The sequence below is a fragment of the Aliivibrio fischeri ATCC 7744 = JCM 18803 = DSM 507 genome (assembly GCF_023983475.1).
In the GTDB taxonomy this organism is placed as follows: Bacteria; Pseudomonadota; Gammaproteobacteria; order Enterobacterales; family Vibrionaceae; genus Aliivibrio; species Aliivibrio fischeri.
The window spans coordinates 577752-603008 of record NZ_CP092712.1 but is presented as its reverse complement, the minus strand read 5'-3'; the positions used below and the strand labels follow the sequence as shown (position 1 = coordinate 603008).

Below are 25257 nucleotides of genomic sequence, written 5' to 3'. Positions count from 1 at the left end.
GAAGAAGGAGTAGCCTTATGATTGAAAGACGCAAGTTTTCTCGTGTAATTTATCAAGCAGATGTAGCACTAATCCAAGGCGCTCAGCAATACAGCGGCTCATTGATTGATTTGTCTTTACATGGCTTATTAATAAAACTTAATGATGATAATGCTCTTAACTCAGCGGGTAAATTAATTGTACATTTTGCTCTAAACGACAGTGATATCAATATTATTGCTGAATGTGAAATTGTGAATAATACAAATAATATGCTGAGGCTCTGTATTCGCCATATAGATATTGATAGTATTAGCCACCTTAAACGCTTAGTTGAACTTAACGTTGGTAATAGCGAACTATTATTACGTCAGTTATCAGAACTCACCGAAACACATTAACCTTTATAAATAGTTGTTACCCTTATGCCTGATAAAATTCGAATTTCCGTCTCCCACAACAAAGGAACGCGTCTTTTCGCGATCTCCCAAAGACGAAAAAAGCTGGTCATTTTATCTTTAGTACTTGGGGTTAGCTCATTTGCATTAAGTGGCTTTGGTCTACATTATTTCTACCAGCAGCAAGAAGTTGCCAAAATTGCTATCGCTGAACTGCAAAATAAAAATAATGAACTAAACCAATTGATTGTTGATAATAACAATAGTAATCATGAACTTACTCAACAACTAGAAGCAAAAGAAAATGAATTGCTTGTTATTAGCCAACGTGTAGATGATGTTGAATCTGTACTTGGCTTACAAGAAATATCAGAAGAAGATTCATCATTAGCTGAAAAAACACTAGAGCAACGACTTGATGTTGCAGCCATTGATTCGGCAGTTAGAGCAACTATGTTTCGCTTAATTCCAAATGATACGCCACTACATTACACGAGAGAATCATCCAGTTTTGGTCGCCGAACCAATCCTATTTCAGGTAAACGCCAACGCCACTTAGGAGTTGATTTAACCTGTAAGCGTGGAACCGAAATTTATGCTCCAGCTGATGGAGTTGTTGAGCTAGCAAGAGCCAGTAATAAAGGTTACGGTAATCTATTAAAAGTTCAGCATTCATTCGGTTTTATGACCATGTATGCACACCTACAGAAATTTAAAGTTCGCTCAGGACAGTTCGTTAAAAAAGGCGAACTTATCGCTACTTGTGGTAACTCTGGTAATTCAACAGGGCCACACTTACATTATGAAGTACGTTTCTTAGGGCGAGTTTTAAATCCAAGGTCGTTTATGGATTGGACTCCTGAAAAATTTGATAGTCTCTTTGAAAAAGAGCGAAGCGTAAAATGGACACCTTTGGTGGACGTTATTAATAATGTAGTAAAACTGCAATTAAAATTGACACAAAAACCAACGGTTGAACAAGTTGAGGCGATTAACACAGCGAAAGCTGAAAACGAAAATAGCCAACAATTGACACAATAAACACCGTTTAATCAATACAAAAAGGGTGAGCTCATGGCTCACTCTTTTTACATTCTATGCCTTCTTACCTACACTAATTACGTTCACGGTGAATCGAATCATTTGCTTGTCTAAGTAAACTTTTACTTTCAACTAAAAACTGCTCAGCATAATCACCAAACCAAGATTCTACTTCTTTAAAGTTTTTAATAAATCCTGAACGGTTATGTTCTTCTAGCAATGATATGGCATCACCAAAACGTTGATGGAATCGCTTTATCATTTCAATATTCTCATCCGAAGAAAGAATAATATCTGCGTATAAATTTGGGTCTTGAGCAAACAATCGACCAACCATCAATAACTCCAAACGATAAATTGGAGAGCTTAAGTTAAGCAACTGTTCAATATCAGGATTCTCTTTTGCTAAATGCTGTCCATAAGCAAACGAGGTAAAGTGACGTAATGCTTGAATTAGAGTCATACCATGATCATGCTCATTCGCAGAAATATCACGTACGATTGCTCCCCAAATCTCAAATTGGTTTTTCAGCCAACTATAGTGCTCTTTACCTCGACCATCACACATCACTATAACTTGCTTTGCAAGGCTAGGTACATCAGGACCAAACATTGGGTGTAATCCTACAACGGGGCCTTTATGAGCTGCCATCATTGCTGCAAGAGGTTTTTGCTTGATTGAGGTTAAATCACAAAGAATGCAATCTTCAGGTAAATTGGAGAGTTTATTAATGACATCAATAGTTAAGTTGATAGGAACCGTAACAACAACCATACCGGCATTATCTAGGATCTCATCAGAATTACCCCAATCTTTACTACCGAGAATTCGAACTTGATAACCAGATAATTTAAACATTTTTGCGAATAAACCACCAAGTTGCCCATTACCACCAACAACAACGATAGGCCTTAACTCTGGCTTTAAACACTTAAAACCAGAATCATTTTCGCTGCTATAAGATTCACGCATTGTTCTGCGAAGAATATCTTCAATTAATGAGGGCGGTACGCCTTTCTTTTCAGCCTCAGAACGTCTTGATGCTAACATTGCCGCTTCTCGGCTTGGATCATAAATAGGCAATCCATGTGCACTTTTTACTTCACCAACCTGCTCAACTAAATGCAAACGTTGAGCTAGAAGATCCAACATCTGTTTATCTACCGCATCAATTTGATCGCGCAAATGACTTAGTTCTACCGCCATCTCAATCTATCCTTTTAAACGCTCTTCCAATATCGGAGTTAATTCTTTGTGAGTATGACGTAATAGTGCCTCAGTTGATTCCCAATTGATACAGGCATCTGTAATAGATACGCCATATTTCATCTCAGACAATGGTATATCTGATGGTTGATTCCCTTCATTTAAATGGCTCTCAATCATCAATCCAATAATCGATTTATTACCTTCACGAATTTGGTGGATAACATCTTCAGCAACTAAAGGCTGACGACGATAATCTTTACGTGAATTTGCGTGGCTACAATCAATCATTAAAGCCGCATCTAAATTCGAGTTTGCTAATTCTTCTTCGCATTCTGTTACTGAAACTGAATCATAATTAGTTTGTTTACCACCACGTAAGATAACATGACCATTAGGATTACCTTGGGTTGTAAGTAAAGCAACCTGGCCTTCACTATTAATCCCCATGAAACGGTGTCCAGAAGCCGCCGCCTGCATTGCATTAATCGATGTCGATAAACTGCCATCAGTGCCGTTTTTAAAGCCTACAGGAACAGATAAACCACTTGCCATTTCACGGTGAGTTTGAGATTCAGTTGTTCGAGCCCCAATCGCAGCCCAACTAAATGTATCACCAATGTATTGCGGACTAATTGGATCTAGAGCTTCTGTTGCTAAAGGGATTTCCATCTCAGCTAAATCAACTAATAGTTGTCGTGCAGAATGTAGACCTTGTTCAATATCAAATGAACCATCAAGGTGTGGATCATTAATTAATCCTTTCCAACCTACCGTAGTTCGTGGTTTTTCAAAGTAAACACGCATAACAATGTACAGTTGATCTTTTAGATCTTCTGCGATCACTTTTAACCGTTTTGCGTATTCTTTTGCTGCATCAATATCATGAATTGAACATGGACCACAAACAATCAATAGACGGTGATCTTTTTTATGAATGATATTAGAAATAGTTTGACGGGATTGTTGGATAAACTGACGAGCATTTTCACTTAAAGGGATCTTATTTTTAAGTTCTTGTGGGGTGATCAGCACCTGCTCATCGATAATATTGATATTACTTAATTCACTTTTTCTCATATCCTACACCTGTAAACTTTTATTTCCATAAACTGTCAATTAAGACGAATACAAATAATTTAACAGGTACAGCATATAAATCAACCGTTGTAATTAATATAATACAATTTATTTTACATTGTAAACTTATGTTTACATAAATAGTCTAGGTATAAAAAAAGGTGCGCTGATAACAGCGCACCTTCATAGCACATTTGAGAACGTTCTCGTGTGCGTTACTTTTTAGCCAGCTTCTCTTTGATACGAGCTGATTTACCAGAACGCTCACGTAGGTAGTACAACTTGGCACGACGTACTGCACCGCGACGTTTAACTTCGATGCTGTTTACAACTGGAGAGTGTGTTTGGAACGTACGCTCAACACCTTCACCGTTAGAAATCTTACGTACAGTGAACGCAGAGTGTAGACCACGGTTACGAATAGCGATTACAACGCCTTCGAATGCCTGTAGACGCTCACGGTCACCTTCTTTAACTTTAACCTGAACTACTACAGTGTCACCTGGAGCGAATTTAGGTAGGTCTTGTTTTAGTTGCTCATCTTCAAGAGCTTTAATGATGTTGCTCATTTCTGTATATCCTAGAATAAACTGATACTAAATTTACTTAATTACTTACTGTTCTGGCGTTCTTCACGAACAAACTCAGCCAGTAATAATTCCTGTTCGTCAGTCAGAGCTAGATTTCCCAGGAGCTCTGGTCTTCTTAGCCAAGTACGGCCTAACGATTGTTTCATTCGCCAACGAGCGATATCTTTATGGTTTCCAGATTTCAGTACACTAGGTACTTCCTTACCATCCAAAACCTCAGGTCTTGTATAGTGCGGACAATCTAACAAACCGTCTGCAAAAGAATCTTCTTCAGCGGACGCGAAATCACCTAATACACCCGGAACAAACCGAGATACAGAATCAATCAACGTCATAGCAGGGAGTTCCCCACCTGTAAGCACAAAATCCCCAATTGACCATTCTTCGTCAACTTCAGATTGTATTATGCGCTCATCTACACCTTCGTATCGGCCACAAATTAGAATTAAATTCTCGTTTGTCGCTAATTCCTCAACACCAGCTTGATTCAGCGTTCTGCCTTGAGGTGAAAGGTAAATCACTTTCGTTTTGCCGGGTGACGCTTCTCTGGCTGCAGTAATGGCATCGCGCAAAGGCTGTACCATCATTAACATTCCAGGACCACCACCATAAGGTCGGTCATCAACAGTGCGATGCTTATCATGAGTGAAATCTCTAGGATTCCATGTCTCAATAGATAAAAGACCTTTTTTTATTGCTTGGCTAGTTACCCCAAAATCGGTAACCGAACGGAACATTTCAGGAAATAGGCTAATAACGCCAACCCACATGTGCCCTCGCTTTACCTAGGGGTTAAAACCCAGGATCCCAGTCAACTTCGATCCGTTGAGCTTCACGATCAATTAATTTGATCACTTGCTCATCAATAAAAGGAATCAATCGTTCCTTTTTACCAAAAGCATCTTTCAGGTTGGCTTTGACTACAAGAACATCGTTTGATCCGGTTTCAAAAATGTCGTCAACAACGCCAAGCGCATAGCCTTTAGTTGTAACCACTTCCATACCAAACAATTCACGCCAGTAGAATTCATCTTCTGACAGCTCAGGTAGTGCGTCTGCTTTAACTGCAATTTCTAGGTTAGTATATGTTTGAGCTTCTTCTCGAACATCTAACCCTTTCAGTTTGCACACCAAACCTTTATGACGTTTCCAGCTTTCAACTGAAAACTCGACCCATTCACCTTTAACTTGGATAAGCCAAGGTTTGTAATCGAAAATACTTTCAGGTTGATCTGTAAAAGAAACTACTTTCAACCATCCACGAATACCATAGGAAGCACCAAACTTACCTACAACAATAACTTCGTCTTGCTTACTCATAAATTCTTTACCTTTAACCAACTAATATTAAGCCGCTTTTTTAGCGTCTTTAACTAGCTTAGCTACACGATCAGAAAGACCAGCGCCTTGCTCAACCCAGTGGCCAACACGGTCTAGATCTAAACGAAGACCTTCTTCTTGACCTTGTGCTGTAGGGTTAAAGAAACCTACTTTCTCAATGTAACGACCAGTTGCTTTGAAACGGCTGTCCGCTACAACGATTTGATAGAATGGACGCTTCTTAGCGCCGTGACGTGCCAAACGAATGGTAACCATATCGTCCTCTTTTGCTTTGTATAAAAATTAAATTGGCCCAAAAAAAATTATTTTTTGAGCCCTCGTGCCAAAATAAAGCCCCGGAATTTTACTCTTATAGAGTTTCAATGCAAGGGATTTAGTTACTTTTTCACCAATTATTTTTGTAATTGATGAAAAAATTGGTTTAAAAAAGTGCGCCAGGTTAAGTTTTTCAACAAATTAACTTGCCGCCCTTAATTATATATCTTTTTAGATACTACTGATTGTATTGGATTTTTAGCGACCGAAGCCACCCATTCCGCCCATACCACCCATCATACCTTGCATATTACGCATCATGCCTTTCATGCCACCCTTCTGCATTTTCTTCATCATCTTCTGCATTTGGGTGAATTGTTTTAGCATACGGTTTACATCTTGAACTTGTACACCAGAACCAGCAGCAATACGTTTTTTACGTGAGCCTTTGATGATTTCAGGACGTTGACGCTCTTTCATTGTCATGGAATTAATAATCGCTTCCATTTGATTGAACATTTTATCATCAACTTTATCTTTCACATCACTTGGTAGCTGAGACATTCCTGGAAGCTTATCCATCATGCCCATCATGCCGCCCATGTTTTTCATCTGACCAAGCTGCTCACGGAAATCTTCTAAATCAAAGCCTTTTTTCTCTTTGAATTTTTTCGCCAGTTTCTCTGCTTTTTCTTTATCTACGTTCTTTTCAAGATCTTCAATTAAAGAAAGAACATCACCCATACCTAAAATTCGAGAAGCAATACGTTCTGGGTGGAACGGTTCTAGTGCGTCAGTTTTTTCACCAACACCTAAAAATTTAACTGGTTTACCTGTAATATGACGAACTGATAATGCAGCACCACCACGAGCATCACCATCAACCTTTGTTAAGATAACACCGGTTAGAGGTAAAGCATCACCAAACGCTTTTGCTGTATTTGCTGCATCTTGACCTGTCATTGCATCAACAACAAACAGAGTCTCAATCGGATTTACATGCGCATGAAGCTGTTTGATCTCATCCATCATTTCGGTATCAACAGCCAAACGGCCTGCTGTATCGACAATAACAACATCAAAGAACTTCAGTTTTGCGTGGCTAATCGCCGCATCAACAATATCAATAGGCTTTTGATCTGCACTAGATGGGAAGAAATCAACATCCACATCTGTAGCTAAGGTTTCTAATTGTTTGATCGCCGCAGGACGATAAACATCGGCAGAAACAACTAATACTTTTTTCTTATCGCGCTCTTTTAATAATTTAGCTAATTTACCCGTACTGGTCGTTTTACCTGCACCTTGTAAACCAGCCATTAAAATAACAGCAGGTGGCTGACAAGCTAAGTTTAGGGCTTCGTTAGAATCCCCCATAACCGCTTCTAGTTCAGCTTGAACAATTTTTATGAACTCTTGGCCTGGCGTTAAGCTTTTTGATACTTCAACACCAACCGCACCTTCTTTTACGCGTTTTACAAAATCACGAACCACTGGTAAAGCTACGTCAGCTTCCAGTAACGCCATACGAACTTCACGTAGCGTTTCTTTAATGTTGTCTTCTGTTAATCGACCTTTACCACTGATATTTTTCAGTGTTCTGGATAGTCTATCCGTTAAATTATCAAACATATTCCTGCGCCTACTTTGCGACCATTAAACGATTATACCTAAATCTTGGGCGTAATAATGAAAATTTTTTAACCAAACTGAATCACACCTACCGAGATTGTCCTGTAGAGGGTATAATCAAGATGTTGATAAACTAGGTGATCAGTAAATTATGGATACCATTACAGCAATCGGTGCTGCTCTATCTTACTTTTTTGCATTAGGCTTTGTTATTCCTGGCTTAGCAAGTAAAAATAAAATTCAGACCAAGGTGGTGTTCATTTTTGCATCCCTTGCACTGCTATTGCATGCATGGCAGCTTAAAGAGCTTATTTTAAATACTGCGGGACAAAACCTGAGTATTCTTAATGTAGCCTCTCTTATTAGCTTTATTATATCGCTAGTAATGAGTGCTTCTATGCTTAAGTTTCGAGTATGGTTTATTTTACCCGTAGTTTATAGTTTTTCTGCAATTAACTTATTAGCCGCGACGTTCTTATCAGGGGCGTTTATCACCCACCTTGAGACTCATCCTAGCTTATTAATTCATATATCTTTAGCTTTGTTTGCTTATTCAACATTAATGATCGCGACACTTTATGCTCTTCAACTCGCTTGGCTTGACCATAAACTCAAAAGCAAAAAATCATTAATGTTAAATCCAAACCTTCCTCCATTAATGATGGTCGAACGCCAACTTTTCAAGATCATTCTTGTTGGTTTATTATTATTGACTCTTACATTAATGACTGGCTTCACATTTCTTCAAGATATGTTTGCCCAAGGTAAAGCTCACAAAGCAATACTTTCCTTCATTGCTTGGATTATCTACGCGACATTAACTTGGGGCCATTATCAACGTGGGTGGCGCGGTCAAAAAGCATTATGGTTCAGTTTATCAGGCGCTTTCTTACTTACCCTTGCTTACTTTGGTAGCCGTTTTGTTCAAGAGATTGTGTTAACTTAATTGCGACAATCGCTCATTTTTTGTATTCAAACTTGACAGACGGATTATCAGATTAGATAAATACCTTTTCATTATATCAATCTAAGTAAGCGCTTAGATTGATATTCTCCCTTTAAAATGAGGAACAAGACACTTGGACGATATATCAACCGGTGCCCTATTTACGTTATTAGCTATACTCATTGTTATCTCCGGTTACTTCTCAAGCTCAGAAACGGGCATGATGTCGTTAAACCGCTACCGCCTAAAGCACCTGTCAAATCAGGGGCATAAAGGTGCAAAACGTGTTGAAAAACTACTCAGTCGCCCAGATCGCCTCATTGGCCTTATCCTTATCGGCAATAATCTTGTTAACATTCTAGCTTCTGCAATAGCCACCATCCTTGGTATGCGACTTTATGGTGATCTAGGCGTAGCCATCGCTACCGGTGTATTAACCCTTGTGATTCTTGTCTTTGCAGAAGTAACCCCTAAAACCCTCGCGGCAATGTATCCTGAACGTGTTTCTTATAGCAGTAGTTTAGTCCTTAATGTATTAATGAAGGTGCTTTCTCCACTGGTTATTTTAGTTAACCTAATCACTAACGGTTTCTTAAAAATACTCGGCCTTGGTTCAGGGCATAACGATAAAGATAAATTAAGCTCGGAAGAGTTAAGAACCGTTGTTCATGAAGCCGGAGGATTAATTCCTCGTCGTCACCAAGATATGCTGATTTCAATACTGGATTTAGAGCACGTTACCGTTAACGATATTATGGTGCCTCGCAGTGAAATTACAGGGATTGATATTAACGATGATTGGAAATCGATTTCACGTCAATTAACTCACTCCCCTCACGGACGTATTGTTTTATATCGAGATCAAATAGATGAAGTAGTTGGGATGCTTCGTTTACGTGAATCTTACCGCTTGATGCTTGAAAAAAATGAATTTACCAAAGAAACACTATTAAGAGCCGCGGATGAAATTTATTTCATACCTGAAGCGACCCCACTTAATTCACAGCTATTAAAGTTTCAGCGTAATAAAGAACGCATTGGCTTAGTTGTTGATGAATACGGTGATATCCAGGGTTTAATAACATTAGAAGATATTTTGGAAGAAATTGTTGGTGAATTCACTACCTCAATGGCTCCAAGTTTAGCTGAAGAAATTACACCTCAGCCTGATGGCAGCTTTATGATTGAAGGTAGTGCCAATATTCGAGACATTAATAAAGGCTTAAAATGGGACTTACCAACAGATGGACCAAGAACACTTAATGGCTTAATCCTTGAGCATTTAGAAGAGATCCCTGAAACGGAAATTAGCCTCGAAATTGAACAGCATAATATGGAAATTGTCGCTGTAGAAGAAAACAAAATTAACCTTGTAAAAGTATTCCCAAGTACTGAAGATGATAAATAATTTGTATGCCAATACTATCAATGGTTAAAACTGATATTCAGCTAAAAAAAAGCCCGCTAAATGCGGGCTTTTTTTTCAAATTAAAACGTCAATTAATGATTAGATAATTCTTTTAGCATTGAATCAGATAGTGCAAGTTCATCATTTTTATTTACGCTGATACCTGATGCAAGCACTGTGCTTGCGATTGCTTTTGCTTCATCAAGTGAATGCATTTCATAAGTACCACATTGATACTCATTCAGTTCAGGAATTTTATTTTGAGCTTCTACTTTCAGCACATCTTCCATTGATGACACCCATGCATCTGCAACTGCTTGCTCAGCTGGTGTACCGATCAAACTCATATAGAAGCCAGTACGACACCCCATTGGCGAGATATCAATAATTTCAACACCGCTGCCATTAAGGTGGTTACGCATAAAACCTGCGTATAAGTGCTCTAATGTATGAATGCCTTTCTCTGACAGAATATCTTTATTTGGTGCCGTAAAGCGTAAATCAAATACAGTAATTGTATCGCCTTTAGGTGTTTGCATTGTTTTCGCAACACGAACCGCCGGTGCTTCCATACGAGTATGATCTACAGTAAAACTATCTAACAATGGCATATTTTAATCCTTTAAAGTTATAAATGATGGCTTACCACCACCAACTGCTTTGTCTCTCTAGCTCAGCCTTACATTGCTTTAATTGCCAACCATAAGTTTTGGCTTGAGATTCAACCTTACGAGCTATCTTAATCAATTGTGGTTTATTTTTGTAGCTTTTGCGTTTAAAACCACCGCGACCTTCATGGTACGCCAAATATTGGTTATATGGATCCCACTTAGAGATCCCTAACTGCTTTTGGGAACCGTCAGTGTACCAACCGATGAACATGATTGCATCATCAAAGCTACTACGAGAACCACCACCCGTTTCATCTTCATATTCTCCCCATACAGGGTCCTGAGCTTGTGCGTAACCATAAGCTGAACTTGGTCGACTCCATGGTATAAAACCAAGTAGTTTGGTTCTAGGTGGACGCACCGTTGCTCTGAAGCTACTTTCTTGTTTCATAATAGCCATAGCTACATTTATCGGCGTACCATACTCTTCAGTCATATCTTTAGCATCGTCATACCATCCGCTTTTTTCACGGAAAATATCACATAGATTATCCTGTTTGGTTGGTGGTGCCGTCGCACACCCAGATAATCCTAATAATGCTATAGCGGTAAGTGGAAGTTTATATTTCATCAATTTTTCTCAAAAAAAAGCACTGCTACCCATAGAATAACAGTGCTAGATATTTCTTCGTAAGTATCACTTCAAATAACTGAAGTATTCTTCTAAATATTCAGAAAAAGAAAGCTTATCATTCGCTTCAATTTCTTTTTGTGCCTGAACTGAACGTTCAACTTCAGCATCTAACTCTTGCTTAGTATAAAAGCGATATTGATGAGCTAAGTGTGTTTCACGATGCTCTACCGCCAATTTACAACCAATCACACCGATACCGCCAGCAGCTTTTGTTTCTGCTAATAATTGACCTGAAATCGTTAACTCAGGATCATCAATCATTGCACTTAGGCGTTTATGAGTCTGTTGATAAGCGTCATCACCGTTAACGCGATCCATTTCTTTTGCGATAACCAGCAAATCTTCAAATACTCTTTCAGCCCATGCTTTTTGAGTTAATCGTTCACCTTGGCAACCAATTTTTAGTTCTAACCCCGGTTTACGACCTTTTTCAATGATCTTATTCCAGTTGTCTTTCCAACAAGCCATTTCACTGTCATTCATTGGTGCAGAGTCACTCAGAACAGTCCAAGTTAAGAACATATCTAAGAAGCGAACTTGATCTTCATTAACACCAATTGGACTGTACGGGTTTACATCTAAAGAACGAACTTCAATGTACTCAACCCCGTCTCTTTCTAGTGCTTCAGAAGGTCTTTCGCCACTTTTTGTCACTCGTTTTGGGCGAATTGGAGCATAAAGTTCATTTTCAATTTGAAGAACATTTGAGTTCAACTGAATATGTTTATCACCTTCTTTTAAACCTATTTTAGCGAACTCTTCTGATGGTGTTCGAATGGCTTTATTTAAACCATCAACATATTCATTAACGCTGTTCAGGCTAATTTTTAGATTACTTTGAGCATCATTGGTATAGCCCAAATCACTCAGACGTAATGATGTAGCATAAGGTAAGTAATAAGTCTTACCTAAGGATTCAAAGTCCATAGAGGTTTCACGACCTTGAATAAATGAGCTACATAATGCCGGTGAAGCACCAAAGAAATAAGGAATTAACCAACCAAAACGGTAGTAGTTTCGAATTAATGCAAAATAAGCATCTGATACTGATTCTTTTCTTTGGTCTTCTGATTGTTCACCAAATAATTCATCCCAAAACTCTGTTGAAAATGAAAAATTAAAATGTACGCCAGAAATCACTTGCATCACGCTACCGTAACGACGCTTTAGGCCTTCACGATAAGTTGTTTTCAGTTTACCTACGTTCGATTCACCGTACTGAGCTAACGTAATATCGTCATCATGAGTAACAAAACATGGCATTGAAAGTGGCCATAGTTTTTCGTCTCCCATGTGAGAAACCGTATAGTGGTGTACATCTTCTAGTTGCTTTAATACGGTATCAACATCATTTGATACTGGAGTAATAAACTCTAATAATGATTCTGCAAAATCTGTTGTGATGTATTTATGTGTTAATGCTGAACCTACGCCTTCTGGGTGTGGCTTAGTTGAAAGTGACGCTCCTGGAGTGAATCGAAGCGTTTCTCTTTCAATTCCTCGGCCTGTTTTTTTAAAGGCGTTAGGATTGGAAGCGACTTTCTGTAATCGGTTGATAAATTCGGTCAAAATACAATCTCGCTATTGAGGTAACAACATTATTATGTTGATTTATGTCATGGATACTAACAAATTTTATCGATAGTTGGATACGAAAAAACGGCAATAAATACTACTTATTGCCGTCTTTCTAAGTGTTATTACTTTTTCACTGTCATCACTTCAACAGGAATACCTAGTGATTTCAATTTAGGTAATAATTCTTTTTCATCACCAACCACAACAATTTGATACTGTGCAGGATCGAACCATTTAGCCGCTAATGAGTTCAACTTATCTCGACCTAGCGTCTCAATAAGTTCATTCTGTTCATCAATGAAATCATCATCCAATGAATACGTCAGTATTTTGCCAAGTAAGCGTGCTTTCTGGCCCGGAGTTTCATACTTTAATGCATCTTGTTGCCCTACGGCTAAGCGCATAAAATTCAGTTCATCAACTGTCATTCCATCTTTTTTGAATTTATCCATTTCAGAAATAAATTCTTTAATTGATTCAACAGTCACATCGGCTCTTACTTGCGCATAAAAAATCGACATTCCGATCTCTTTATTGCCCATTAAGTAGCTACCAGCTCCATAAGTGTAGCCTTTATCTTCACGTAGGTTCTGATTAATTCGGCTATTAAAGTTTCCACCTAAATTAAAATTAGCTAGCTGTGTTTGATACAGTTCACCTGTTGCATCAAACGGTATACCTTGTCGAACAAAACGAACCACGCTTTGAGGTGCATTTGGTTTATTGACCAAATAAATTTTTTGCTCGTTTAATGTTGGTAAGCGTTGCGGTGCTAAAATTTCAGGTGTTGCTCCTTTCCAATCAGATAAAAACGCTAATTTGTTTATCAAATCTGATTTATTAATATCACCAACTGACACAATTTGAGTACCAATCGGCGTGTAGGTTTGCTTATAGAAAGCTTTAACATCATCTAACGTCAGAGCTTGAACTGATGCTAATGAACCATCTGGCGAGCGATCAAAAATCGTCCCTTTGAACAAAATTTCACGAGTCGCTTGTGATGCTAACCAAGATGGTCTTTGATGTTCATATACAAGCCCTTCAACAGCTTGCTTTTGTAAACGGTCAAAATCAGCTTGCTCAAACGCGGGGTCAAACAACATTTCATTTACGATCGCTAAGGTCTGATCGATATTTTTTGTTAACGACGCCACTGAGATCGTCGTTGTGTAGCTACCCGAATTAAACGATACAGAACTACCTAATTTATCCAATTTCTTTTGTAACTCTTCAGAGGAAGATTTCATTGTACCTTCTTCCATCATTGCAGCGGTTAACGACGCTAACCCTTCTTTCCCTTTCGGTACGTAGCGATTACCTGCTGGAATTGCTATTTGTAATTGAATTGTAGGTGTTTCAATCGCTTCAGTTCCCAGAACTTCAATACCATTGCTTAAATTAGCACGGTAAATATCAGGAGCTTTAGCGGTTACGCCTTTTGATGGTTGAGGCATAATTGAGCGATCAAAATCATCAACTGCTCTACGAACATCTAAACTATTTTCATCAATTTTTTTGTATTCAGGAAGATCTCGCTTTGGCGTTACAAAATTTGGCTTTTGAACTTCTAGCTGTGTTTTTCCTTTAGGTACAACACTTAAAGTAACCTTATATTTGTTAGCCATATAAGTGTCAAATGCTTGGGATACTTTCTCTGGTGTAACCGCTTTTAATTCAGCTAATTGTTTTTCTAACTGATTTGGGTTGCCATAAAAGGTTTCATTAGAAGCAAGTTGAGATACTTTTCCTGAAACCGATTGTAAGCCAAAGATGGCTCCAGCTTCAGCACTACCTTGAACTTCTTCTAGGTCTGCCTTGGATACCCCTTCTTTATCAAATTTTTCAAGTACATCCATGACCTCTTTATATGCGGTAGATAGGTCATTATTTTTACCAGAATCGGTCATGGCGTACACATACATAGTACAAGATAACTCGGCACAATCATGGAAAGCGCCAGCATCTACTACTTTGCCTGTTTTTACTAACTCTTGGTATAAGAGACTCGTTTTACCATCACCTAGTAATGTTGCCAGCATATCAAGGCTAGCTTCGGTTTCTTCACCACGATACGTTGTTGGCCAACCAATCATTACCATTGGTTGCTGAATACGATCTTCTAATGTGATGTAACGGTTTTCTTTTAATGTCACTGGTTGCTTAGGTGCATTCTCAACTTCTGGTCCTCGTGGGATCGAACCAAAGTATTTATTCACCCATTCAAGTGTTTGCTTACTATCTAAATCACCACCAATGGTAATGACGGCATTATTAGGACCATACCAACGTAAGAAAAAAGCTTTTAGGTCATTAACATCAACGCGATCTAAGTCCTCTACATAACCTATGGTTTGCCATGAATACGGATGACCTTGTGGGAATAATGCTTCGCCCATTTTTTCATAAATTAAGCCATATGGACGATTATCGTAATTTTGTCCACGTTCGTTTTTCACCGTACTGCGCTGAATTTCAAATTTCTTTTGAGATACAGCATCAATCAAGAACCCCATACGATCAGATTCTAGCCACAACATTTTTTCAAGTTGATTTGCAGGCACGGTTTCAAAGTAATTGGTGCGATCACGATTAGTTGTACCGTTTAATGTACCACCCGCTTCAGTAATAATTTTAAAGTGTTGTTGATCACCCACATTCTCTGAACCTTGGAACATCATATGTTCAAAGAAGTGGGCAAAACCTGATTTACCGATTTCTTCTCGAGCAGAACCAACATGATAAGTCACATCAACATGAACAAGCGGATCAGAGTGGTCTGGACTAAGAATGACAGTCAAACCGTTATCTAGCGTGTATTTTTGATAAGGGATAACCGTTGAGCCTTCTTTAGGTAAAACTTGCTCAACAAGGGTCACCCCTTTTGGTAAATCAGTCGTTTTCGGAGCTTCAAATTCAGATTTACTGCAACCTGCAAGCGCCAAAACAATTGAAAGGCTTAATATTTTTTTCATTCTTATATCCTATAAAATCCCGTTTACTGCAAGCGATAGCAAGGCATATCGCACCGCTTTACCAATCCCAATTAAAACAATACATGGCCAAAAACGCATCCTTAACCACCCGGCAGCTAAACAAAGGGGATCGCCAATGATTGGTAACCAACTAAATAATAATGTCCAATAGCCATATTTTTTAATCCATTGAATGGCTTTATGACCGTGTTTCTGCGAAGAAGTTTTATCTGGAAGTAATAAACCAAGCCAATAGTTTGTTATTCCACCTAATGTATTGCCTAGCGTTGCAACAAAAACAACAAGCCATGTAGAAAAGCTATTTAATTGCAATGTTGCGATTAGACTCGCTTCAGAAGCGCCTGGTAATAAAGTCGCACTTAAAAAGCCAGAGCTAAATAATACCCATAATGCAGAATCTGCATTAAACCAATCAAACATGATTGAATTTATTCCATTATAAATACTAAGATAACAGCAAGCATAAAATAAAAAAGGGCGCATCAGCACCCTTTTATTGTTAAGTTTTGTTCAAAATTAACCAACTAGCGCAAGAAGTATACCTGCGGCAACAGCAGAACCAAGCACACCAGCTACGTTTGGCCCCATAGCATGCATTAACAAGAAGTTTTGAGGATTAGCCTCAAGGCCAACTTTATTAACCACACGAGCGGCCATTGGAACGGCTGATACGCCTGCCGCACCAATTAATGGGTTAATATCTTCTTTCGAGAACTTATTAAGAACCTTAGCCATAATGACACCACCTGCTGTACCAATACTAAAAGCAACAGCACCAAGAGCTAAAATACCTAATGTTTCTACATTTAAGAAGGTATCCGCTTTTAGCTTAGATCCAACACCTAACCCTAAGAAGATCGTAACAATATTAATTAATTCATTTTGAGCTGTACTTGATAAACGATCAACCACACCAGACTCTTTCATTAAATTGCCTAAGCAAAACATACCGACAAGTGGCGTCGCCGATGGCAAAAATAAAATAGTCATTAGTAATACGGCTAATGGGAATAATATCTTCTCTGCTTTACCAACATGACGCAGTTGAGCCATTTTAATTTGGCGCTCTTCTGGCGTAGTGAGTGCTTTCATAATTGGTGGCTGAATAATAGGAACTAATGCCATGTAACTATATGCAGCAACCGCTATCGCACCTAATAGGTCTGGTGATAACTGACTCGACAAAAAGATTGCCGTAGGACCATCAGCACCACCGATAATAGCAATAGAAGAAGCATCCGCTAACGTAAACTCCATTCCCGGCACATAGTTAAGTAAAATTGCACCAAACAACGTAGCAAAAATACCTACTTGAGCAGCAGCACCTAGCCATAGTGTTTTAGGGTTAGCAATTAGAGCTCCAAAATCCGTCATCGCTCCTACGCCCATAAAGATAAGTAACGGGAATATTCCTGTTTCAATCCCTACGTAATAAACGTAATAAAGCAATCCACCTGGGTCTGTAAATCCGGCATTAGGGATATTTGCTAAAATTGCACCAAAACCAATAGGCAATAATAATAGTGGCTCAAACCCTTTTTTAATCGCTAAAAAGAGTAGACCACAACCAACAGCCATCATAATAAGTTGCTCAAACTTAAAATTGGCAATGGCTGTTTCATTCCATAATGTTAATAAACCATCCATGTTTTATACCTACATCTACGCTAAAGAAAGTAATGGCGTACCAACAGTCACTGCATCACCCTCTTTAGTTAAAATATCTTGCACTGTACCACTACGTGAAGCTTTGATTTCTGTTTCCATTTTCATTGCTTCAAGAATAAGTAATACATCACCTTCAACAACTTCTGCACCTGCTTGCACTAATACCTTAAAGATATTACCAGCCAATGGTGCATCAACAGACTCAGCATCCATTGCAGAAAGTTGAGGTGATTGAACTGGAGCAGCTTGCGCTGAAATTTGTTCAACAGAAGAGATAACTCCTTGAGGGCCAACTTCAACGTTATATACTTGCCCGTCCACTTTTACGCTATAGGCTTCAACACTGCCTTTAGCTGCAGAGACTTTGACCTCTTCCTTCTCTGCTTCTTTTTCAGTACCTGGAGCAGGTTCAAATGCATCTGGGTTATTACGGTTTTTAAGAAATTTCAATCCAACTTGAGGGAATAATGCATAAGTTAAAACATCATCAACCTGTTGCTCAGCAAGTTCAATATTCTCTTCTTTCGCTTTTTCCAGTAACTCATCAGTTAATGTATGAAGTTCCGCTTTTAAAAGATCAGCAGGACGACAAGTTACCGCTTCTTTACCATCAAGAACTCGAGCTTGTAACTCAGCATTAACCTCAGCAGGAGCTGCACCGTATTCCCCTTTCAGTACACCAGCAGTTTCTTTTGTTATGCTCTTATAACGCTCTCCGGTAAGAACATTAATCACCGCTTGTGTTCCCACAATTTGAGAAGTTGGCGTTACTAGTGGAATATAACCAAGATCTTTACGCACTTTAGGGATTTCTGCTAAAACTTCATCCATCTTATCAGCAGCACCTTGCTCTTTAAGTTGGCTTTCCATATTAGTCAGCATGCCACCCGGAACTTGAGCAATAAGAATTCGTGAATCAACCCCTTTTAGTTGACCTTCAAATTTTGCATATTTCTTACGAACTTCTCGGAAATAACTAGCAATAGGTGCTAATTGATCTAATTTCAGATTAGTATCACGTCCGGTTTCTTCTAACATAGCAACAACGGTTTCTGTTGGTGTATGCCCATAAGTTTGACTCATCGAAGAAATAGCCGTATCAAGAATATCAATGCCAGCTTCTACAGCTTTAATTGCTGTTGCGGTAGAAAGCCCAGTTGTTGCATGACTATGCAGAGCTAGAGGGACATCACAAGACGCCTTAATTCGAGTGATTAACTCTTCAGCCTCATAAGGCTTAAGCAAACCTGACATGTCTTTTATACATAGAGAGTGACAACCTAAATCTTCTAGACGTTTGGCTAAATCGACCCAAGTATCAGTATTATGAACAGGGCTTGTTGTGTATGAAAGCGTACCTTGTGCATGAGCCCCCACGTCGATTGTCGCTTTTACCGCTTTTTGAAAGTTTCTTACATCGTTCATTGCATCAAAAATACGGAATACATCCATTCCATTTGCATGTGCTCGTTCAACAAACTTCTCAACCACATCATCGGCATAGTGACGATAACCTAATAAGTTTTGACCACGTAGAAGCATTTGCATTGGTGTATTTGGCATGGCTTTTTTTAATAGTCGTAAACGCTCCCACGGATCTTCTCCTAGATAACGAATACAAGAATCAAATGTTGCGCCTCCCCAAGTTTCTAGAGACCAATAACCAATTTTATCCAACTGTTCTGCAATCGGTAACATATCTTCAACACGCATACGTGTTGCAAATAGTGATTGATGGGCGTCACGAAGTACCACATCAGTGATAGAAAGTGGTTTAGACATGCTTACAAACTCCTTGTAATAATTTTCCTAAAACAGTTATTTATTCTTTTCGCGGTGTAATTTAACCGCAGCAGAAATTGCAGCAATTATCTGAGGCTGCACTGTTGTTTGATCGGGATTCTGAACTTTTTGAACAGCTAATGCTTGCTTTGGAGGTAGCTCCACAGGCAATAGTTTTGACATGAGTTGAACTAGATAAACTAGGATGGTTAGGAACGCAAACACAACGCACATACCTGTAAGCATGAGCGTAGCTGCTTCCCATAATAGACTTCCAATGTCTGTCATCTTGCTTCCCTTTTGATGATAGTGACAATGTAAAATTTAGTATGAAATTTATACAAAAATGGTTCTTTTATTCTAAAAAGAAGGATCAATTATCTCGTCATGAATATATTTGTCAAATATGAATCAACGAAATCTTTTTAAAAAAGAAGATCATGGCGAGTTATATCCATACACTGCCACTTTTCTCTTTAAAATAACCTGATTACAATCAAGTTACCTAACAATAACGAATAAATCAATCGATTTAAAAACAACCAATTTGATTAACTACTTATCTTTCAGACATAAAAAAACCCGATCAAATGATCGGGTTCTTTTAAAGAATGGTGCGCCAGAGAGGATTCGAACCTCTGACCGCCTGGTTCGTAGCCAGGTACTCTATCCAGCTGAGCTACTAGCGCACACTTTAATTCTGATTGTCTTTGTAATCTTTTATTGTCACCAACAAATGACTACAAAAAGAAATAATGGTGCGCCAGAGAGGATTCGAACCTCTGACCGCCTGGTTCGTAGCCAGGTACTCTATCCAGCTGAGCTACTAGCGCACACTTTAATTCTGATTGTCTTTGTAATCTTTTATTGTCACCAATAAATGACTACAAAAAGAAATAATGGTGCGCCAGAGAGGATTCGAACCTCTGACCGCCTGGTTCGTAGCCAGGTACTCTATCCAGCTGAGCTACTAGCGCACACTTTAATTCTGATTGTCTTTGTAATCTTTTATTGTCGCCAATAAATGACTACAAAAAGAAATAATGGTGCGCCAGAGAGGATTCGAACCTCTGACCGCCTGGTTCGTAGCCAGGTACTCTATCCAGCTGAGCTACTAGCGCACACTTTAATTCTGATTGTCTTTGTAATCTTTTATTGTCACCAAAAAATGACTACAAAAAGAAATAATGGTGCGCCAGAGAGGATTCGAACCTCTGACCGCCTGGTTCGTAGCCAGGTACTCTATCCAGCTGAGCTACTAGCGCACACTAAATCTTTTGTATCGCTGCTGATTAATATCAACAACAATAAATAATGGCGGTGAAGGAGGGATTCGAACCCTCGATACGGGATAAACCGTATACTCCCTTAGCAGGGGAGCGCCTTCAGCCTCTCGGCCACCTCACCGTCTTGTTTTTCTGATAGAAATTCTATCAATTAAATTAATGGTGCGCCAGAGAGGATTCGAACCTCTGACCGCCTGGTTCGTAGCCAGGTACTCTATCCAGCTGAGCTACTAGCGCACAATAATTCTTTTGTGTTTTTGCTGATAATAAATATCAACATAAACAAATAATGGCGGTGAAGGAGGGATTCGAACCCTCGATACGGGATAAACCGTATACTCCCTTAGCAGGGGAGCGCCTTCAGCCTCTCGGCCACCTCACCGTCTTGAGGAGGCACATATTACGGTTTACCAAAAATATGTCAATCACTTCTTAGTAAAAAATAACGCTTTTTCGTTTAACCGTCTATGAAACGACCAAAATGGATAAAAATAAAACGTTATACCGAACTTGTGTCTCTTATTTTGTTCATTTTTATCAATAAGTAAAAGACAAAAACAAACAAGGCTGACAATGCCAGCCTATATTCATACGAAATTAAAAGTTGCCTTGCGAAGCCGCAGGTGTACCTTTTTCCGCTTGAATGCGCATATAAATCTCTTCACGGTGAACAGATACTTCTTTAGGTGCATTTACACCAATACGTACTTGGTTGCCTTTAACGCCTAGTACAGTAACTGTTACTTCGTCACCAATCATCAGAGTTTCACCTACACGGCGAGTCAAAATTAGCATTCGAATGCTCCTTGAGTTATCTCAGTATTATAATAAATGTATGTATCGTCCGTTATCGCTTATTTTCATAAACGTCTTTGCTCAAGAAACAGCGACCAAAAGATCATTATCTTGTGATTGCTCTGTAATAACAAACGTTTTATGTAAAATTTCGGCCGCTCGGTGTAAATCAGCTTGATTTACGATAACCGACACACTTTTTGGCTCAATATCATATTGATGAACATCAATATCATTTGCCAATAGTTGATTGCAAGCAGACTCTGCCATCCCTTCAACATTATCTCCGACTAACGTCAGAATTGATAAGCTACTAATATTGCGTATTTTAGTATTAAATGCCAGCTTCAATTGTAAAAAAGTCGCTTTAGGTACAACAATTTGAAAACAATCACATCTTTCATTTAACACCCTATACTGTTTATAGAGTTCTGCTTGCTCTTCGGTTGAAATATTCTCACATTCAACCAAAGATAAATCTTGTTTTAGTGCTAATCCAGTTACAGCTAAAGGCTGTTTTGGATTCTCACAAATTAGCGTCCCTTCGCCATCCTCAAACGAGGACAATACTCTCAATGCCACCGATGAATTCCAAGCATGAGCTACTGAATGTTCTTGAAGAACTTTGGCACCAGATTTCGCTAATGCGTGCATATCAGAAAAAGAGACTTCTTCTAAACGACGCGTATTAGATACAAAACGAGGATCTGAGGTATATACCCCATCAACATCAGTAAAAATCTGACACTCATCTGCATCTAGTGCAGCGGCAAGTGCTACTGCTGTGGTATCAGAACCACCTCGACCTAATGTAGTGATATTACCTTGATCATCTCGACCTTGGAAACCCGCAACAATAACAACATACCCCTTATCAACCCATTGAGTGATAAGGTTCGTCTCAATATGCTTAATTGTCGCATCATTGAATGAATTATTAGTATGAATTCCTGCTTGGTCGGCGGTTAATGATATTGCTTTTATGCCCTTTTGATTTAAAGACATTGCCAATAATGCAATAGAAACTTGCTCACCAGCTGAAAGTAACATATCCAATTCACGAGGCTCAGGTACCTCACTTATTTGATTTGCTAAATGCAGTAGTCGATTTGTTTCTCCAGCCATGGCAGAAACCGCAACAACGACATCATGCCCTTGTTGCAGTGTTGATATGATACGTTCGGAAACAGATTGGATCCGTTCAACGGATCCAACTGATGTACCACCATACTTTTGTACGATTAATGCCACTGATACGACCTATTACAGACGCTCAGTTAGCCAAGCTTCAACAGAAGCAAGTGCATTTGGTAATGCTTCAGCATCAGTACCGCCAGCTTGAGCCATATCTGGACGACCGCCGCCTTTACCACCAACTTGCTGTGCAACCATATTCACTAATTCACCCGCTTTAACTTGGCCAATAAGATCTTTTGTTACACCAGCAATTAAACCAACTTTACCTTCGCTAACATTACCTAACATGATAATACCGCTACCAATTTGGTTCTTAAGTTCATCAACCATACCACGAAGTGCTTTATTGTCAGCATCATCTAATTGAGCAACAAGCACTTTTGTTCCTGCAATTTCTTGTACTTTATTGATAAGACTAGCACTCTCTTGAGACGCTAATTTATCTTTAAGTTGTTGAATTTCTTTTTCAAGTTGTTTTGCTTTTGATGCTGCTTCGTTCAGCTTTTTATCTGCCGCTTTTTGTTGAGCTTCGATTGCATCTAGTGCAGCCTCACCTGTAACCGCTTCAATACGACGGATACCTGCAGCAATACCACCTTCTGATGTGATCTTAAATAGACCAATATCACCAGTGCTTGATGCGTGAATACCACCACATAATTCAGTTGAGAACTCTCCCATAGAAAGAACACGAACTTCATCATCGTATTTTTCACCAAATAGAGCCATTGCGCCTTTTTCTTTCGCCGCATCGATATCCATTAGGTCGGTTTCAATGGTGTGGTTTAAACGAATTTGTTGGTTAACAATACGTTCAACCTGACGCAATTCTTCAGCTTTAACCGCTTCAAGGTGTGAAAAGTCAAAACGTAGGTTTTCAGCTTTAACTAACGACCCTTTTTGCGTTACGTGCTCGCCTAGTACTTGACGAAGTGCTGCGTGTAATAAGTGCGTTGCTGAGTGGTTCAAGATAATTGCAGCACGACGAGTCTCATCAACTTGAGCCATCGCATGATCTGCTTTAGATAGAACACCTTCAACCAATTTACCATGGTGACCGATTGCATTACCGATCTTATGTGTATCTGTAACAACAAACTTACCCGTTTCAACTGTGATAATACCAGCATCACCACATTGACCACCTGACTCAGCATAGAAAGGCGTTTGATCTAAGATAAGAATCGCTTCATCGCCTGCTGATAAGGCATCAACTTCTTCGCCTTCACGGAATAATGCAATAACTGATGCTTTTGCTTCTGTAGAGTCATAACCATGGAATACGGTTTCAGATTCTACTTTAATTACCGCATTGTAATCAGTACCGAATTGGCCAGCTTCACGAGCACGTTGACGTTGCTCTTCCATCGCCTTTTCAAAACCATCTTCATCGATAGTTAAATCACGCTCACGTGCCACATCGTTGGTTAAGTCAGCTGGGAATCCGTATGTGTCATACAGTTTAAATACAGTTTCACCATCAAGCACAGTACCTTCAAGGTTATCTAATGCTTCATTTAGAAGTGCCATACCACGCTCAAGAGTACGACCAAAGTTTTCTTCTTCAATCTTAAGTACTTTTTCAACAAGCGCTTGTTGTTTTTTCAGTTCTTCACCTGCTGTACCCATAATTTCAGCTAATGGGCCAACCAGTTTATAGAAGTAAGAACCTTTCGCGCCTAACTTGTTACCATGACGTACTGCACGACGAATAATACGACGTAGCACATAACCACGACCTTCATTCGATGGCATAACGCCGTCAACGATTAGGTATGAACAAGAACGAATATGGTCAGCTACTACACGTAAAGATTGGTTTGATAAATCATCGTAACCAATTACTTTTGCCGCTTCTTTAATTAGTGTTTGGAAAATATCGATTTCGTAGTTTGAGTGAACACCTTGCATAATTGCAGCAATACGCTCAATACCCATACCAGTATCAACAGAAGGTTTTGGTAAAGGTTCCATCGTGCCATCAGCATGACGGTTAAACTGCATAAATACGTTGTTCCAGATCTCGATAAAACGGTCACCATCTTCTTCAGGTGTACCTGGACGGCCACCCCAAATGTGCTCACCGTGATCGTAAAAAATTTCTGTACAAGGACCACAAGGACCTGTATCACCCATCTGCCAGAAGTTATCTGAAGCATATGGTGCGCCTTTATTGTCACCAATTCGTACGATGCGATCAGCTGGAATACCCATTTCTTTATTCCAGATTTCAAATGCTTCATCATCAGTTTCATACACAGTAACTAATAGACGATCAGCAGGTAGCTCTAGACGTTCTGTTAAGAATTCCCATGCGTATTTAATAGCATCTTGCTTAAAGTAATCACCAAAGCTGAAGTTACCTAACATTTCAAAGAATGTATGGTGACGAGCAGTGAAACCAACATTTTCTAAATCGTTGTGCTTACCACCAGCACGAACACAACGTTGAGCTGTTGTTGCACGAGTATAGTTACGCTTCTCTGAACCTAAGAAACAATCTTTAAATTGGTTCATACCGGCGTTAGTAAACAGAAGAGTTGGATCATTTGCTGGAACTAGAGAAGAACTCTCAACAATTTGGTGTCCTTTGCTTTCAAAAAAAGCAAGGAACGCACGGCGGATCTCGTCAGTGCTCATATACATGTGGATATTCCTGATTGAATCGTAGTTTAACTCACTCTTGTACTCATTAGGACAAGCAGTGTTTTTTAGACAGAATTTCGCACATTGTATACGCAAATGAGAGTGAAATATAGATAAGTACAGCGAT

General features: G+C 39.1%; 22 protein-coding genes and 8 tRNA genes. 4 read left to right on the top strand and 26 right to left on the bottom strand.

Features of this window, described 5'->3' with window-relative positions:
• Positions 1-17: 17 nt before the first annotated feature.
• Both AVFI_RS02855 and AVFI_RS02850 read left to right on the top strand, forming a co-directional pair.
• Positions 18-380, top strand: a complete 363-nt coding sequence (locus tag AVFI_RS02855) for a PilZ domain-containing protein (RefSeq protein WP_054776042.1) — start codon at positions 18-20, stop codon at positions 378-380.
• A 24-nt stretch (positions 381-404) separates the two neighbouring features.
• Positions 405-1418 carry a M23 family metallopeptidase gene (locus AVFI_RS02850; protein ID WP_188863825.1) on the top strand — a complete coding sequence of 338 codons (1014 nt, stop codon included), beginning with the start codon at positions 405-407 and terminating at the stop codon, positions 1416-1418.
• A gap of 73 nt (positions 1419-1491) precedes the next feature.
• Here AVFI_RS02850 and tyrA read toward each other — a convergent pair whose 3' ends face one another.
• From tyrA to ffh, 7 genes are all read right to left on the bottom strand, one after another.
• Entirely contained in the window at positions 1492-2625 is a 1134-nt protein-coding gene (gene tyrA, locus AVFI_RS02845; RefSeq protein ID WP_017020357.1) for a bifunctional chorismate mutase/prephenate dehydrogenase, read from the bottom strand.
• A 6-nt stretch (positions 2626-2631) separates the two neighbouring features.
• Positions 2632-3705 (bottom strand): 3-deoxy-7-phosphoheptulonate synthase, encoded by a 1074-nt coding sequence (locus tag AVFI_RS02840; RefSeq protein WP_011261313.1) that lies wholly within the window; start codon positions 3703-3705, stop codon positions 2632-2634.
• Positions 3706-3920: 215 nt separating this feature from the next.
• On the bottom strand, positions 3921-4274 hold the full coding sequence (gene rplS, locus AVFI_RS02835; protein WP_005417803.1) for a 50S ribosomal protein L19: 354 nt from the start codon (positions 4272-4274) through the stop codon (positions 3921-3923).
• A 41-nt stretch (positions 4275-4315) separates the two neighbouring features.
• On the bottom strand, positions 4316-5065 hold the full coding sequence (trmD, locus tag AVFI_RS02830; protein WP_005417802.1) for a tRNA (guanosine(37)-N1)-methyltransferase TrmD: 750 nt from the start codon (positions 5063-5065) through the stop codon (positions 4316-4318).
• 22 nt (positions 5066-5087) lie between these two features.
• Complete coding sequence (gene rimM / locus AVFI_RS02825; RefSeq protein WP_011261312.1) at positions 5088-5615, bottom strand: ribosome maturation factor RimM; 528 nt, start codon at positions 5613-5615, stop codon at positions 5088-5090.
• A 27-nt stretch (positions 5616-5642) separates the two neighbouring features.
• Positions 5643-5891, bottom strand: coding sequence for a 30S ribosomal protein S16 (gene rpsP, locus AVFI_RS02820; protein WP_005417799.1), 249 nt, complete (start codon positions 5889-5891; stop codon positions 5643-5645).
• A gap of 258 nt (positions 5892-6149) precedes the next feature.
• Entirely contained in the window at positions 6150-7523 is a 1374-nt protein-coding gene (gene ffh, locus AVFI_RS02815; protein ID WP_005417798.1) for a signal recognition particle protein, read from the bottom strand.
• A 151-nt stretch (positions 7524-7674) separates the two neighbouring features.
• Between ffh and AVFI_RS02810 the strand changes: the two genes are divergently transcribed.
• Positions 7675-8469, top strand: coding sequence for a cytochrome C assembly family protein (locus AVFI_RS02810; protein WP_012533107.1), 795 nt, complete (start codon positions 7675-7677; stop codon positions 8467-8469).
• 133 nt (positions 8470-8602) lie between these two features.
• The gene (locus tag AVFI_RS02805) at positions 8603-9877 is read left to right on the top strand and encodes an HlyC/CorC family transporter (RefSeq protein WP_188863826.1); all 1275 of its coding nucleotides are present in this window, start codon (positions 8603-8605) and stop codon (positions 9875-9877) included.
• Positions 9878-9969: 92 nt separating this feature from the next.
• Here the strand turns inward: AVFI_RS02805 and luxS are convergent, their stop codons facing one another.
• The 19 genes from luxS to alaS form a co-directional block, all read right to left on the bottom strand.
• Entirely contained in the window at positions 9970-10488 is a 519-nt protein-coding gene (luxS, locus tag AVFI_RS02800; protein WP_011261308.1) for an S-ribosylhomocysteine lyase, read from the bottom strand.
• A gap of 31 nt (positions 10489-10519) precedes the next feature.
• A complete protein-coding gene (locus AVFI_RS02795; protein WP_005417790.1) occupies positions 10520-11119 on the bottom strand; it encodes a transglycosylase SLT domain-containing protein in 600 nt (199 codons plus the stop codon).
• Positions 11120-11185: 66 nt separating this feature from the next.
• Positions 11186-12751: a glutamate--cysteine ligase gene (gshA, locus tag AVFI_RS02790; protein WP_054776041.1), complete on the bottom strand. Its 1566-nt coding sequence runs from the start codon at positions 12749-12751 to the stop codon at positions 11186-11188.
• A 131-nt stretch (positions 12752-12882) separates the two neighbouring features.
• Positions 12883-15735, bottom strand: coding sequence for a M16 family metallopeptidase (locus AVFI_RS02785; RefSeq protein WP_188863827.1), 2853 nt, complete (start codon positions 15733-15735; stop codon positions 12883-12885).
• A 9-nt stretch (positions 15736-15744) separates the two neighbouring features.
• A complete protein-coding gene (locus tag AVFI_RS02780; protein WP_063644898.1) occupies positions 15745-16176 on the bottom strand; it encodes a YqaA family protein in 432 nt (143 codons plus the stop codon).
• Positions 16177-16272: 96 nt separating this feature from the next.
• A complete protein-coding gene (locus AVFI_RS02775) occupies positions 16273-17403 on the bottom strand; it encodes a sodium ion-translocating decarboxylase subunit beta (RefSeq protein WP_005417780.1) in 1131 nt (376 codons plus the stop codon).
• A 15-nt stretch (positions 17404-17418) separates the two neighbouring features.
• Positions 17419-19206, bottom strand: coding sequence for a sodium-extruding oxaloacetate decarboxylase subunit alpha (gene oadA, locus AVFI_RS02770; protein WP_054776040.1), 1788 nt, complete (start codon positions 19204-19206; stop codon positions 17419-17421).
• 36 nt (positions 19207-19242) lie between these two features.
• Positions 19243-19494, bottom strand: a complete 252-nt coding sequence (locus AVFI_RS02765) for an oxaloacetate decarboxylase subunit gamma (RefSeq protein WP_005417778.1) — start codon at positions 19492-19494, stop codon at positions 19243-19245.
• A gap of 324 nt (positions 19495-19818) precedes the next feature.
• Positions 19819-19895: transfer RNA gene (locus AVFI_RS02760), tRNA-Arg, on the bottom strand.
• Positions 19896-19962: 67 nt separating this feature from the next.
• Positions 19963-20039 (bottom strand) — tRNA-Arg (locus tag AVFI_RS02755).
• Between the two features lie 67 nt (positions 20040-20106).
• A tRNA-Arg gene (locus AVFI_RS02750) sits at positions 20107-20183 on the bottom strand.
• A gap of 67 nt (positions 20184-20250) precedes the next feature.
• Positions 20251-20327: transfer RNA gene (locus tag AVFI_RS02745), tRNA-Arg, on the bottom strand.
• 67 nt (positions 20328-20394) lie between these two features.
• Positions 20395-20471, bottom strand: a tRNA-Arg gene (locus AVFI_RS02740).
• Between the two features lie 50 nt (positions 20472-20521).
• Positions 20522-20613, bottom strand: a tRNA-Ser gene (locus tag AVFI_RS02735).
• A gap of 39 nt (positions 20614-20652) precedes the next feature.
• Positions 20653-20729: transfer RNA gene (locus AVFI_RS02730), tRNA-Arg, on the bottom strand.
• 53 nt (positions 20730-20782) lie between these two features.
• A tRNA-Ser gene (locus AVFI_RS02725) sits at positions 20783-20874 on the bottom strand.
• Between the two features lie 215 nt (positions 20875-21089).
• The gene (gene csrA, locus AVFI_RS02720) at positions 21090-21287 is read right to left on the bottom strand and encodes a carbon storage regulator CsrA (RefSeq protein WP_005417777.1); all 198 of its coding nucleotides are present in this window, start codon (positions 21285-21287) and stop codon (positions 21090-21092) included.
• Between the two features lie 81 nt (positions 21288-21368).
• Positions 21369-22538: an aspartate kinase gene (locus tag AVFI_RS02715; protein ID WP_012533914.1), complete on the bottom strand. Its 1170-nt coding sequence runs from the start codon at positions 22536-22538 to the stop codon at positions 21369-21371.
• Between the two features lie 12 nt (positions 22539-22550).
• Complete coding sequence (gene alaS, locus AVFI_RS02710) at positions 22551-25130, bottom strand: alanine--tRNA ligase (protein WP_188863937.1); 2580 nt, start codon at positions 25128-25130, stop codon at positions 22551-22553.
• Positions 25131-25257: the final 127 nt, after the last annotated feature.